The organism is Bradyrhizobium sp. SZCCT0148, assembly GCF_018129985.1.
GTDB lineage: Bacteria > Pseudomonadota > Alphaproteobacteria > Rhizobiales > Xanthobacteraceae > Bradyrhizobium > Bradyrhizobium japonicum_H.
This window is the reverse complement of record NZ_JAFCKT010000008.1, coordinates 155,406-168,981: the sequence shown is the minus strand read 5'-3', so window position 1 is coordinate 168,981 and position 13,576 is coordinate 155,406. Positions and strand designations below refer to the sequence as shown.

Here is a 13,576-nt window from a genome sequence, read left to right as displayed (position 1 = left end):
TAACCTTGATCGCCGCGCGCATTGACCGACGGCGCGAACCGCCGCACCATGCTGCTTCCTGATTTGAGGCCCTTGCCGTGACCGGACTGACCCATCGCCAAGCCGAAATCCTCAACATCGCGCGAGCCTCGGGCCGTGTCATGGTCGAGGATCTCGCGCGCCGCTTCGAGGTCTCGGCGCAGACCATCCGCAAGGATCTCAACGACCTCTGCGAGCGGAGATCGCTGACCCGCATCCACGGCGGCGCCATCATCGCCTCCGGCGTCGAAAACCTCGCCTATGAGGCGAGGCGCTTCGTCGCCGCCGACGAGAAGAAGGCGATCGGAGCTGCGGCCGCCTCGCTGATCCCCAACGGCTGCTCGCTGTTCATCAACATCGGCACCACGACCGAGGAGGTCGCGAGCGCGCTGACCTCGCATGAGGATCTCCTTGTCATCACCAACAACCTCAACGTCGCGATGCTGCTCTACCGCCATCCCCGTATCGAAGTCGTCGTCGCCGGTGGCACGGTACGGCGCGCCGATGGCGCCGTGGTCGGTTCCACCGCGACGCAGCTGATCGGCCAGTTCAAGGTCGACTACGCCATCATCGGCGCGTCTGCGATCGACGAGGAGGGCGCGCTGCTCGATTTCGATTATCGCGAGGTGCAGGTCGCGCAAGCCATCATCGCCAACGCCCGCACCGTCATGCTGGTCGCGGATTCCACCAAGCTCCGCCGCAGCGCGCCGGTCCGCATCGCCCACATCACCCAGATCCAGACCTTCGTCACCGACCAGGAGCTGCCTGAGCGCCTCGCCACGATCTGCCACAGCAAAGGCATCGAGGTGATGGCCGCGATGCCGAAGGGGGCAGACATCGATGATGCACCGGCCGAGGCGCAGGATGCGGCGCCGGAAGCCGCGCCGGTGGTCCGGCTGCGATAGCGGTCCGAAACGTTTTCCATCCATCTGTGGAACACCGCAGGCATCGGCGGATCATTCGCAAACCCGGCCGGCCAGCGCCATGCGAAGTCGGCCGTGTTCCTGCAACACGACGCCGGCGAGGTTCTTCGGCTGACCGCCAGCTCCGGTTGCCCATTTCTGCATCGCATTGCCCTGCAGAAAGTTCTGCTTTCACTTCCTTCCTCCTCTCTTTCGTCTTGCTTTCGTTTTACGGTGTGATCTAATCATAAACGAAAGTAACCGCCCGACGGAACGGGCGGTCGCCGGGGGATGCGTCTGTTGGATCGGATTTTCGACCTCGCCATCATTGGAGGCGGTGTTAATGGCTGCGGCATCGCGCGCGACGCGGTGGGCCGCGGCAACACGGTTTTCCTGTGCGAAATGAACGATTTGGCGAGCGGGACGTCGTCCTGGTCGACCAAGCTGGTCCATGGCGGCCTGCGCTATCTCGAATATTACGAGTTCCGCCTGGTTCGCGAGGCGCTGATCGAGCGCGAAATCCTCTGGGGGATCGGGCCCCACATCATCCGCCCCTTGCGTTTCGTATTGCCGCATCACGCCGGCCTGCGCCCGGCCTGGCTGCTGCGTCTCGGCCTGTTCCTCTATGACCACATCGGCGGCCGTCATTTGCTGCCCGCGACCCGCTCGGTCGATCTCCGGCGTGACGAGGTCGGCAAGCCGCTGATCCCGAACCGCTACTCCCGCGCCTTCGAATATTCCGACTGCTTCGTCGACGACGCCCGCCTCGTCGTGCTCAACGCGCGCGATGCCGCCGACAAGGGTGCCGAGATCCGCACCCGGACCCGCGCAACGGATATCAAGCAGTCCGACGGTCTCTGGACCGTGAGCATGGTCAACACGCTGACCGGTGAGCGCTCGCAGATCCAGGCAAAGGCTCTGGTCAATGCCGGCGGCCCGTGGGTCGAGGACGTGCTCGGCCGCGGCGCCGGCGTCAATGCGAAAGCCAAGGTGCGCCTGGTGCAGGGCTCGCACATCGTGGTCAGGAAGCTCTACGACCACGACCGCGCTTACATGTTCCAGAATGCCGACGGCCGCATCATCTTCGTGATCCCGTACCAGGACGATTTCACCCTGATCGGCACCACCGACCGCGATTATGACGGCGATCCCGCCAAGGTGAAGGCGACGCCGGAGGAGATCCAGTATCTCTGCACCGCGGCGAGCGAATATCTGGCGAAGCCCGTGACTCCGGACGACGTGGTCTGGACCTATTCCGGTGTGCGGCCGCTCTACGACGACGGCGCCAGCGAAGCCAAGGCCGCGACGCGGGACTACGTGTTCGAGCTCGATACGCCCGGCGGCGTGCCGCTGCTGTCGATCTATGGCGGCAAGATCACCACCTATCGCCGCCTCGCCGAGGAGGCGCTGGAGCGGCTCGCGCCCTATCTTCGCAGCGCAAAAGCGCGAGAGGGCTGGACCGGGAAATCGCCGCTGCCCGGCGGCGACATGAATGTCTCCGACGTCGACGGCCTGATCGCCGAGCTGCAGCGCGGCTATCCGTTCCTCAGCCACGAGCACGCCCGGCGGCTCGCGCGTGCCTATGGCACCAAGGCCATCAAGCTGCTCGGCGACGCCAAATCATCGGCCGATCTCGGCCAGGCCTTTGGTGCGACCTTGACCGAGCGCGAGGTCCGCTACCTCATGGCCAATGAATGGGCCATGACCGCCGAAGACGTCGTCTGGCGCCGTTCCAAGCTCGGCCTGCGACTATCTGCCGACGAGATTGCTGCGCTTGACGACTGGATTGCAACCCACGCTGTGCCGCAAAGTCCCCTGCTGGAAGCGGGAGGACACTCATGACCGTGACACTCGATCACGTGACCCGGGCCGTCGACGGTGTCGAGCACATCCGCGACGTCTCGCTGACGCTCGAGAGCGGTACCCTGAACGTGCTGCTCGGGCCGACGCTGTCCGGCAAGACCTCGATCATGCGGCTGCTCGCCGGGCTCGACAAGCCGACATCGGGCAAGGTGCTGGTCAACGGCAAGGACGTCACCGGCGTCGACGTGCGCAAGCGTTCGGTCGCGATGGTCTATCAGCAGTTCATCAATTATCCCTCGTTGACGGTGTACGAGAACATCGCCTCGCCGCTGCGCGTGCAGGGCAAGCCGCGTGACGAGATCGAGACGCGCGTGGCGGAGGCCGCAAGGCTGCTCCGGCTCGAGCCGTTCCTCAAGAGGACGCCGCTTCAGCTCTCCGGCGGCCAGCAGCAGCGCACCGCGATGGCGCGCGCGCTGGTGAAGGGCGCCGATCTCGTGCTGCTCGACGAGCCGCTCGCCAATCTCGACTACAAGCTTCGCGAGGAGCTGCGTGCCGAGCTGCCGCGCATCTTCGAGGCCTCGGGCGCGATCTTCGTCTATGCCACCACCGAGCCCACCGAGGCATTGCTGCTCGGAGGCAACACGGTGTGCATGTGGGAAGGCCGGGCGCTCCAGATCGGCGAGACGCCGAGCGTCTACCGCCGGCCGCAGACGCTGCGCGTCGCGCAGGTGTTCTCGGACCCGCCGCTCAACCTCGTCGGCATCGAGAAGAAGAACGGCTCGGTGCAATATGCGGGAGGTATCGCTGCGCCGGCCTCGGGTCTCTATTCGTCGCTGGCCGATGGTGCCTATCGCGTCGGCTTCCGGGCGCATCAGCTTGCGCTGGCCAATGGCGAGGCCGACCGGCACGCCTTCCATGCCACGGTCACGGTGACCGAGATCACCGGTTCGGAGAGTTTCGTGCATCTGACCCGCGACGGATCGAACTGGGTGGCGGTGCTGCACGGCGTGCACGAATTCGAGCCCGGCCAGACGCTCGATGCCGTGCTCGATCCCAATGATGTCTTTGTGTTTGATGCCGCTGACCGATTGGTCGCGGCACCAAGCTCGTGAGGGAGATGCGCCATGGCCCGCATTGACCTCGTCGATCTCGCCCACTCCTACGGAGGCAACGACGCGCCGCAGGAGAGCTTTGCGCTGAAGCCGGTGACCATGACCTGGCGCCAGGGCGGCGCCTATGCGCTGCTGGGGCCATCCGGCTGCGGCAAGACCACGCTCTTGAACGTCATCTCCGGCATCATCACGCCGTCGCGGGGAAAAATCCTGTTCGACGGCGAGGACATCACACCGCTGTCAACCCAGAAGCGCAACATCGCCCAGGTGTTCCAATTCCCGGTGATTTACGACACCATGACGGTGGGGCAGAACCTGGCGTTTCCGCTGAAGAACCGCGGCGTGCCGAAGGCGGAGATCGACAAGCGCGTCGCCGAGATCGGCCGCCTGCTCGACCTCGAACCCTATTTGAATCGCAAGGCGACGCGGCTTACGGCCGATGCCAAGCAGAAGATTTCGCTCGGCCGTGGTCTCGTCCGCTCCGACGTCGCCGCCGTGCTGTTCGACGAGCCGCTGACCGTGATCGATCCCGAGTTGAAATGGCAGCTGCGCTCCAAGCTGAAGGCCCTGCATCGCGAGCTCGACCTCACGATGATCTACGTCACCCACGACCAGACCGAGGCGCTGACCTTCGCCGATACCGTCGTCGTCATGCATGATGGCCGCGTGGTGCAGAGCGGCACACCGGCCGAGCTGTTCGACAAGCCGGCGCACACATTTGTGGGCTATTTCATCGGCTCGCCAGGCATGAACATCATTCCGGCCGAGGTGAGAGGCCGAGAGGCCAAGGTCGACGGCCACGTCATCGCGCTCGGCCGCAGCTATGACCAACTGCCGGCGGGGGCGAAGATCGAGATCGGCGTGCGGCCGGAATTCGTTGACGTGGTCGCGCCGACGCCCGGTCTGCTCACCGCAAAAATCGAGCGGATCGACGATCTCGGCCGCATTCGCTTCGCGCGCACGCGCCTTGGAGACGCCAAGCTCGCGGCCCGCGCGCCGGCGGGCTTCACCAGCTCCGACGGCACCGCCGGGCTGAGATTCGACCCGTCGCATATCCACGTCTATGCCGACAGCCTTCTGGTGGAGGGGGCCGCCTGATGGACAAGACCGTCAACCAAAAAGCCTGGTTCCTGGTGCTGCCAGTGTTCCTGGTCGTCGCCTTCTCGGCGGTGCTGCCGCTGATGACGGTGGTGAACTATTCGATGCAGGACACGTTCGGCAACAACCAGTTCTTCTGGAACGGCGTCGGATGGTTCAAGGAGCTGCTCGATCCCTCGACCGACCTCGGTGGCCGCTTCCTCGCCTCGCTCGGCCGCAATCTGTTCTTCTCTATGGTGATCCTCGCCATCGAGGTGCCGCTCGGCATCGTCGTCGCGCTGTCGATGCCGCGTCAGGGCTGGACCGTCGCCGCTTGCCTCGTGATCCTCGCACTGCCGCTGCTGATTCCGTGGAACGTGGTCGGCACGATCTGGCAGATCTTCGGCCGCCCCGATATCGGTCTGATGGGCTACGTGCTGAACGCCGCGGGTATCGACTACAATTACGTCTCCAATGACATCGACGCCTGGGTCACCGTCATCGTGATGGACGTCTGGCACTGGACCAGCCTCGTTGCGCTGCTCTGCTATGCCGGCCTGAAGTCGATTCCCGAGGCCTATTACCAGGCCGCGCAGATCGATGGTGCGTCGCGCTGGGCCGTGTTCAAGGCGATCCAGCTGCCCAAGATGAACCGCGTGCTGCTGATCGCGGTGCTGCTGCGCTTCATGGACAGCTTCATGATCTACACCGAGCCGTTCGTCGTCACCGGCGGCGGTCCCGGAAACTCCACGACTTTCGTGTCGATCGAGCTGGTCAAGATCGCGCTCGGTCAGTTCGACCTCGGCAAGGCCGCGGCGCTGTCGCTGGTCTACAATCTCATCATTCTGATCGTCTGCTGGATCTTCTACACCGTCATGACCAATGCCGGCGCCGAGCGGAAGCACCAGGAAGGAGCCGCGTGATGCATTCGATTCCCGGCCGTCGCCTCATCATGGGGCTGTTCCTGATCTTCCTGCTTCTGCCGATCTACTGGCTCGTCAACATGAGCTTCAAGACCAATGCCGAGATCGTCTCGACGATGACGCTTTGGCCGCATGCGCCGACGCTGCAGCATTACAAGCGCATCTTCACCGACGAGAGCTGGTATTCCGGCTACATCAACTCGCTGGAATACGTCGTCCTCAACACCATCATCTCGATCTCGGTAGCGCTACCGGCGGCCTACGCCTTCTCGCGCTACCGCTTCCTCGGCGACAAGCACCTGTTCTTCTGGCTGCTGTCGAACCGCATGGCGCCGGCGGCGGTCTATGCGCTGCCGTTCTTCAACCTCTATTCGGCGATCGGTCTGTTCGATACGCCCTGGGCGGTGGCGCTCGCGCACTGCATCTTCAACGTTCCCTTGGCGGTGTGGATCCTCGAAGGCTTCGTCTCCGGCGTGCCGCGCGAGATCGACGAGACGGCCTTCCTCGACGGCTATTCCTTCCCGCGCTTCTTCATCAAGATTCTGGTGCCGCTGATCGCGAGCGGCATCGGCGTCGCCGCCTTCTTCTGCTTCATGTTCTCGTGGGTCGAGCTCCTGCTCGCGCGCACGCTGACTTCGGTATCGGCCAAGCCGATCGCCGCGATCATGACGCGCACGGTGTCGGCGGCCGGCATGGACTGGGGCCTGTTGGCTGCCGCCGGCGTGCTCACCATCATTCCGGGCGCGCTCGTGATCTGGTTCGTCCGCAATTACATCGCGAGCGGTTTCGCGCTCGGTCGCGTCTGAAAGGGAGGCTCTCATGGAATCGATCGCATGGATGGCCTGGACGCTGCCGACGGCGATCTTCTTCGCCGCGCTCGCCTGCACGCTCGCGGCCATGACTTACCTCGCCGCGGTCTATCCCGAAGCCGAGCGCGTCGGTGTGCTGCGCATCCCCACCACGCGCGGCGACCGCCTGTTCATTTCGCTGATCACAGCGGCCGTGATTCATCTGCTCTGGATCGGACTCGTCGGCACCGATGCGATCGCGACGCTGCCGATGGGAGAGGAAGGTTTTGAGATTTCGAGCCTGTGGCTCGCATCAGGAATTTCGCTGGCCACGGCCGTGCTCATTTTCCGCACGGTCTGAAGCTCGCGAAGGAACGGCCAGATCCGGGGGCAATCCGGGTCTGTATAAAAGTTTGTCGCTGCAACGGAGGAACAACATGCGACAGTTTAGGAGAAGGGAACGTCCATTGACCAAGAATAACTTGCTGACCATGTCCAGCGCCGCCGCGCTCATTGCGGTGTCGCTCGCCGTCTCGGCGCCGGTCCGCGCCGCCGACGACGCCGCGATCCAGAAGTGGATTGCGGAATTCCAGCCCTCGACGCTGTCGAAGGAAGACCAGAAGAAGGAACTTGAGTGGTTCGCCAAGGCTGCCGAACCGTTCAAGGGCATGGAGATCAACGTCGTCTCCGAGACGATCACGACCCACGAATACGAGGCGCAGACGCTGGCGAAAGCGTTCTCCGAACTCACCGGGATCAAGCTCAAGCACGACCTCATCCAGGAAGGTGACGTCGTCGAGAAGCTGCAGACCCAGATGCAGTCGGGCAAGAACGTCTATGACGGCTGGATCAACGATAGCGACCTGATCGGCACGCACTTCCGCTACGGCCAGACCGTCGCGCTGTCGGACTACATGACCGGCGAGGGCAAGGACGTTACCGACCCCATGCTGGACGTCAACGACTTCATCGGCAAGTCGTTCGGCACCGCGCCGGACGGCAAGCTGTATCAGTTGCCGGACCAGCAGTTCGCGAACCTGTATTGGTTCCGCTACGACTGGTTCACCAACCCCGACTACAAGGCCAAGTTCAAGGCCAAGTATGGCTACGAGCTGGGCGTGCCCGTGAACTGGTCGGCCTATGAGGACATCGCCGAGTTCTTCACCAACGACATCAAGGAGATCAACGGCGTCAAGGTCTACGGCCATATGGACTATGGCAAGAAGGACCCCTCGCTCGGATGGCGCTTCACCGACGCCTGGCTGTCGATGGCCGGCAACGGCGACAAGGGCATTCCGAACGGTCTGCCGGTCGACGAGTGGGGCATCCGCATGGAAGGTTGCCGTCCGGTCGGCTCCTCGGTCGAGCGTGGTGGCGACACCAACGGTCCGGCCGCGGTCTACTCGATCACCAAGTACCTCGAGTGGATGAAGAAGTATGCTCCGCCGCAGGCCCAGGGCATGACCTTCTCCGAGTCGGGTCCGGTGCCGGCGCAGGGCAATATCGCCCAGCAGATGTTCTGGTACACCGCCTTCACTGCCGACATGGTGAAGCCGGGCATCGCCGTGATGAACGCGGACGGTACGCCGAAGTGGCGTATGGCTCCGTCGCCGCACGGCGCGTACTGGAAGGAAGGCATGAAGCTCGGTTACCAGGACGCCGGCTCGCTCACGCTGTTGAAGTCGACCCCGGCGGACCGCCGCAAGGCGGCTTGGCTCTATCTCCAGTTCATCGTTTCCAAGACGGTGTCGCTGAAGAAGAGCCATGTCGGTCTCACCTTCATCCGTGAATCCGACATCTGGGACAAGTCGTTCACCGAGCGTGCGCCGAAGCTCGGCGGCCTGATCGAGTTCTACCGCTCGCCCGCGCGCGTGCAGTGGACCCCGACCGGCAACAACGTGCCCGACTATCCGAAGCTCGCGCAGCTGTGGTGGCAGAACATCGGCGATGCGTCGTCCGGTGCGAAGACGCCGCAGGCCGCGATGGACTCGCTCGCCGCCGCTCAGGACTCGGTCATGGAGCGTCTGGAGAAGTCCAACGTGCAGGGCGCCTGTGGCCCGAAGCTGCACAAGAAGGAGTCGGCCGAGTACTGGTACGCCAAGGCCCAGAAGGACGGCACCATCGCCCCGCAGCGCAAGCTCGCCAACGAAAAGCCGAAGGGCGAGACGGTCGACTACGACACCCTGATCAAGTCGTGGCCGGCCCAGCCCCCGAAGCGGGCGGAAGCAAAGTAGACGGCGCTTAACGCCATAAATTGCGAAAGGCCGGGAGCGATCCCGGCCTTTTTTGCATGCATGTCGCGGCGACTTTTGGCGCGCCCGTCCGCATACTGTCATCGCCCGCGAAAGCGGCAGTCCAGTATTCCGAGACGATTGCGATTGAACCGATAGGCCGCGGCGTACTGGATGCTCCGCGAGCATGACAGTTGCGCGTGTGGTTCACTCCGCCGGCTGGGCCGCCAGCGTCGGGTAATCCGTGTAACCCTTGGCCCCGCCGCCGTAGAACGTGTTCTTGTCCCAGTCGTTCAGCGGCGCACCCGCCTTCAGCCGTTCGACCAGATCGGGATTGGAGATGAACGGCTTGCCGAAGGCGATGAGGTCGGCCGCATTGGCGTCGAGCACCTTGGTGGCGAGATCGAAATCATAGCCGTTGTTGGCGATGTAGGCGCCGGCGAAGCGCTTGCGCAAGCTCGCGTAGTCGAACGGCGCGATGTCGCGCGGCCCGCCCGTGGCGCCCTCGACGACGTGGAGATAGACCAGCTTGAGCGCGGCCAGGCCATCGACGATGTGGTCGTAAAGCGCCTGCGGGTTGGAATCCGAGATGTCGTTCGCCGGCGTCACCGGCGAGATGCGGATGCCGGTGCGGTCGGCGCCGGCCTCGGCCGCGACGGCCTTGGAGACCTCCAGCATCAGCTTCGCGCGGTTCTCGATGGATCCGCCATAGGCGTCGGTGCGCTTGTTGGCGCCGTCCTTGGCGAACTGCTCAAGCAGATAGCCGTTGGCGCCATGGATCTCGACGCCGTCGAAGCCGGCCTCCAGCGCGTTCTTCGTGGCGCGCCTGAAATCGTCGATGATCCCGGGAATTTCGGAGAGCTCGAGCGCCCGGGGCTCGGAGACGTCGGCGAAGCCGCCGTTCACGAAAGTCTTGCCCTTGGCGCGGATCGCGCTGGGCGCCACGGGAGCTGCCCCATTGGCCTGCAGGTCGACATGCGAGATACGGCCGACATGCCAGAGCTGGATGTAGATCTTGCCGCCGCGCTCATGGACGCGGTCGGTGACCTTGCGCCAGCCGGCGACCTGGTCCTTGGAATAGATGCCGGGGGTGTCTTGGTAGCCCTGGCCCTGTTGGGAAACCTGGCTTGCTTCGGTGATCAGGAGGCCTGCGGAGGCGCGCTGGCCGTAATAGTCGGCCGCAAGCGCGCCGGGCACGAACGTGCCGGGCACGGCGCGGTTGCGCGTCAGCGGAGCCATTACGAGGCGATTGGCCAGCGTGATCGGGCCGAGCTTGTAGGTCTCAAACAATTTGGTCGGACGGCTCATGGGAAATGCTTCCAGGCGGTGAGAGGTCACGAACACTTGTGCATCGCGGCATCCAGCGCAAGAGATGAGCCATACGGAAAGTGCAGGCGAGCTGCGCGGCAGGGACCACGTAGCATAATTGATGTGCAATTCCGGTCGCGGCAGCTGATTCCGGCTGCCGCGACCGTGCGATTTTCCAAAATCAGTTTGCGCCCAGGAAATCGCGCTTGCCGATCTCGACGCCGTTGTGGCGCAAAATGCCGTGGGCGGTCGCGGCATGGAAATAGAAGTTCGGCAGCGAGAACGCGCTCAGGAATTGCTGGCCCTTCATCGTGGTGGTTTTGTCGGGGCCCGACGGGAAGGTGACGTCCTTGGTCTCGGCACCCTCGAACTGCTCGGGTTTGAACGACTTCACATAGTCGATGGTCTTCGCCAGCCGCTGCTTCAATTCCGCAAAGCTGGTCTCGGTGTCGGGCGTCGACAGCACGTCGCTGTGGGTCAATCGCGCGCAGCCCTTGGTGGCGAAATCGCTGACGAGTTGGACCTGGCGCGACAGCGGCAGCATGTCCGGAAACAGGCGGGAGTTGAGCAGGACGCTGGGGTCGATCTTCTTGGCCGCGCAATGCGCCTCGGCTTTGGTGAGCAGGCCGGTCAGGCTGTTCAGCATTTGCAAATAGGCAGGGACGACGGCGTCGTAGAAGGACATGTGATGCTCGCTCTCGTGTGGGAAATCTCAGGAGAAAACCTGAGCCACTCACATGGGAGCCTCATGGAAAAATACAATCGCGACAGCGGCTTGTGCGGTGCGAAAATTCTACGATGCTGTCATCGCGGCCACACCCTCGCTGTCGCAGCCACGCTCTCCGCTGTCATCGTCCGGCTTGACCGGGGCAGCACTCCGCGACGACTGTGATCGAACCGAAACGCCGCGGCGTCTGGATTCCCCACCTTCGCGAGCAATGACGACGGTTTCACGGTTCACCGCACCGACGCCGCCGGCTGCGCCTGTGCGGTGCCGCCACGCATCCGCGCCAAAAGCTCGGCGGTCGGCCAGGAATCCGCAGGCAGGCCATACTTGATCTGCATCGCCTTCACCGCCGCCCGGCTCTGCTGGCCCAGCACGCCGTCGACCTTGCCGACGTTGAAGCCGGCGCGCACCAGGAGCTGCTGCAATTCCTTAAGCTCGTGGAACGGCAGTTGCGCAACCGGTTGGGCCGGCTTGCGCATGGGGGCGGCGCCCGCGATGCGCGAGGCGAGATAGCCCGCCGTGGTCGAATAGATCAGCGAGTTATTCCACTCGGTGTAAGCGGCGAAATTCGCATAGGCCATGAAGGCCGGCCCAAAGCGCCCCATCGGCAGCAGCACGGAGGCCGCGAGATTGTCGCTCGGCAAGGGACGGCCGTCGGGATAGGTCACGCCTAACTGCGCCCATGTCGAGCGCGGCTCTCGCACCGTGAGATCGGTCCTCTCCCACGGCAGATTTTGCGGCACCTTGATCTCTTCCAGCCACGGCTCGCCGCGCCGCCACTTCAGGCCGTTGGCGATGTAGTTCGCGGTCGAGCCGATCACGTCGGCCGGCGAGCGTAACAGGTCGCGCCGTCCGTCGCCGTCGTAGTCGACGGCGTAGTTGACGTAATGCACGGGCAGGAACTGGGTCTGGCCGAGCTCGCCGGCCCAGGAGCCGATCATCTCGTCGGGATGCAGATCGCCGCGGTCGATGATCTTCAGCGCAGCGATGGTCTCGCCCACGAACATCTCCGAGCGGCGGCAGTCATAGGCGAGCGACACCAGCGATTTCAGCGTCGGCAGATTGCCCATGTTGGCGCCGAAGTCGCTCTCCAGACCCCAGAACGCGGCGATCACCGCCGGCGGCACGCCATATTCCTTTTCCGCGCGCGCGAAAGCGGCCGCGTGTTGCTTGATGTGCTGCTGCCCATTCTGCATGCGATAGGGCGCCGCCATGCGGCCGGCGAATTCGGTGAAGAGCTGGCCGAACACGCGCTGGCCGCGGTCGCGGTTGACGATGCCCTGGTCGTAGACGAGATAGGGCGAAGCTTCCGCAATCGTCCGCTGCGACACGCCGGCGGCCACAGCCTGCTGCTTCACGTCGGCCAGGAAGCGATCGAAGCTCGCGCCATTGTGGCATGAGGCGGCGCGGGGGGAGGGCGCGGTTGCCTTCGGCGTCACGGGCCTTGCGGGTGGCGGCTGGAGCTGGGCGGAGGCAGGTAAGCAGAACGCAGCGAAAGCAACGGCCGCGATCGCGAGTCGGGTCTGGAGCATGGAGTTTCCGGCGGGGAGGGACGCTTGGATTCTGGAGAAAGCTTAATGGAAGTGCGGTACGCAAACCAGTGCCGCGGCTCCGCGACGCACCCGGAAACCTTGCACTCCGGCCGGTGTCATCCCTACCTCATGCGTGCCGGCCTCGGACGCCTCTAGCGGCCCGCGGCCGCCCCAGGAGACGGCCATGAACTATCTTCGTACCGCAATGCTGCTCGCAGGCCTCACCGCCCTGTTCATGGGCGTCGGCTATCTGATCGGTGGCGCCTCCGGTGCCATGATCGCACTCGTCATTGCCGCGGCAACCAATCTCTTCACCTACTGGAACTCCGATCGCATGGTGCTCTCGATGTACGGCGCCCATGAGGTCGATCGTTCGACCGCGCCGGAGCTGGTCGGGCTGGTCGCAGAACTTGCGGGCCGGGCAGGCCTGCCGATGCCGCGGGTGTTCCTGATGGACGAGGCACAGCCGAACGCGTTCGCGACCGGACGAAACCCGCAAAATGCCGCGGTGGCCGTCACCACCGGCCTGATGCGCCAGCTCAGCCGCGAGGAGCTCGCCGGCGTCATCGCGCACGAGCTCGCCCACATCAAGAACCACGACACGCTGCTGATGACGATCACTGCGACCATCGCCGGCGCGATCTCGATGCTGGCGCAGTTCGGCATGTTCTTTGGCGGCAATCGCGAGAACAACAATGGTCTCGGCATCGTCGGCTCGATCCTGATGATGATCCTCGCTCCGCTCGGCGCGATGCTGGTGCAGATGGCGATCAGCCGCACCCGCGAATATGCGGCGGACAATCTCGGTGCGCGCATTGCAGGGCAGCCGATGTGGCTGGCTTCCGCGCTGGTCAAGATCGAGGGGGCCGCGCATCAGGTGACGAATATCGAGGCCGAGCGAAACCCAGCGACCGCGCACATGTTCATCATCAATCCGCTGTCGGGCCATGGCGTCGACAATCTGTTCGCCACCCATCCCTCGACGCAGAACCGCATCGCGGCGCTTCAGCAGCTCGCGGCGGAGCTCGGTGGGCGGGCGGCGCCGTCACTCGGCGCCAACGAGAACTATCCGCCGCGCAGCCCCTGGGGACGCTCGTCCTCGCGTGGTCCTTCACGCGGCCCCTGGGGCTGATACGGAGCCCGGCAATTTGCGGC

Annotated in this window: 12 protein-coding genes; 9 read left to right on the top strand and 3 right to left on the bottom strand. The window is 64.3% G+C overall.

The genetic code is table 11. The features are described from left to right. Nucleotides 1–77 precede the first annotated feature (77 nt). The 8 genes from JQ580_RS23265 to JQ580_RS23230 all read left to right on the top strand — a co-directional run bounded on the left by JQ580_RS23265 (nt 78) and on the right by JQ580_RS23230 (nt 8,857). A complete protein-coding gene (locus JQ580_RS23265) occupies nt 78–923 on the top strand; it encodes a DeoR/GlpR family DNA-binding transcription regulator (protein ID WP_212282529.1) in 846 nt (281 codons plus the stop codon). 288 nt (nt 924–1,211) lie between these two features. Beyond that, the gene (gene glpD / locus JQ580_RS23260) at nt 1,212–2,762 is read left to right on the top strand and encodes a glycerol-3-phosphate dehydrogenase (protein WP_212282528.1); all 1,551 of its coding nucleotides are present in this window, start codon (nt 1,212–1,214) and stop codon (nt 2,760–2,762) included. Then, entirely contained in the window at nt 2,759–3,835 is a 1,077-nt protein-coding gene (locus tag JQ580_RS23255; RefSeq protein WP_212282527.1) for an ABC transporter ATP-binding protein, read from the top strand. Before glpD ends, JQ580_RS23255 begins: the two co-directional genes overlap by 4 nt. A gap of 12 nt (nt 3,836–3,847) precedes the next feature. After that, on the top strand, nt 3,848–4,933 hold the full coding sequence (locus JQ580_RS23250; RefSeq protein WP_212282526.1) for an ABC transporter ATP-binding protein: 1,086 nt from the start codon (nt 3,848–3,850) through the stop codon (nt 4,931–4,933). Further along, nucleotides 4,933–5,835 (top strand): carbohydrate ABC transporter permease, encoded by a 903-nt coding sequence (locus tag JQ580_RS23245; protein ID WP_212282525.1) that lies wholly within the window; start codon nt 4,933–4,935, stop codon nt 5,833–5,835. The genes JQ580_RS23250 and JQ580_RS23245 overlap by 1 nt, the downstream gene beginning before the upstream one ends. After that, complete coding sequence (locus JQ580_RS23240; RefSeq protein WP_008137747.1) at nt 5,835–6,641, top strand: carbohydrate ABC transporter permease; 807 nt, start codon at nt 5,835–5,837, stop codon at nt 6,639–6,641. The genes JQ580_RS23245 and JQ580_RS23240 overlap by 1 nt, the downstream gene beginning before the upstream one ends. A gap of 13 nt (nt 6,642–6,654) precedes the next feature. Continuing rightward, complete coding sequence (locus JQ580_RS23235; RefSeq protein WP_212282524.1) at nt 6,655–6,984, top strand: DUF2160 domain-containing protein; 330 nt, start codon at nt 6,655–6,657, stop codon at nt 6,982–6,984. A 130-nt stretch (nt 6,985–7,114) separates the two neighbouring features. Next, complete coding sequence (locus tag JQ580_RS23230) at nt 7,115–8,857, top strand: ABC transporter substrate-binding protein (RefSeq protein WP_212282624.1); 1,743 nt, start codon at nt 7,115–7,117, stop codon at nt 8,855–8,857. 204 nt (nt 8,858–9,061) lie between these two features. Here the strand turns inward: JQ580_RS23230 and JQ580_RS23225 are convergent, their stop codons facing one another. The 3 genes from JQ580_RS23225 to JQ580_RS23215 all read right to left on the bottom strand — a co-directional run bounded on the left by JQ580_RS23225 (nt 9,062) and on the right by JQ580_RS23215 (nt 12,421). Beyond that, nucleotides 9,062–10,162 (bottom strand): alkene reductase, encoded by a 1,101-nt coding sequence (locus JQ580_RS23225; protein ID WP_212282523.1) that lies wholly within the window; start codon nt 10,160–10,162, stop codon nt 9,062–9,064. A 181-nt stretch (nt 10,163–10,343) separates the two neighbouring features. Continuing rightward, nucleotides 10,344–10,847 (bottom strand): DUF1993 domain-containing protein, encoded by a 504-nt coding sequence (locus JQ580_RS23220; protein ID WP_212282522.1) that lies wholly within the window; start codon nt 10,845–10,847, stop codon nt 10,344–10,346. A 272-nt stretch (nt 10,848–11,119) separates the two neighbouring features. After that, a complete protein-coding gene (locus JQ580_RS23215; protein WP_212282521.1) occupies nt 11,120–12,421 on the bottom strand; it encodes a lytic murein transglycosylase in 1,302 nt (433 codons plus the stop codon). A gap of 184 nt (nt 12,422–12,605) precedes the next feature. On the opposite strand from JQ580_RS23215, the gene htpX reads away from it, so the two are divergent. Then, nucleotides 12,606–13,553 carry a zinc metalloprotease HtpX gene (gene htpX, locus JQ580_RS23210; RefSeq protein ID WP_212282520.1) on the top strand — a complete coding sequence of 316 codons (948 nt, stop codon included), beginning with the start codon at nt 12,606–12,608 and terminating at the stop codon, nt 13,551–13,553. Nucleotides 13,554–13,576 lie beyond the last annotated feature (23 nt).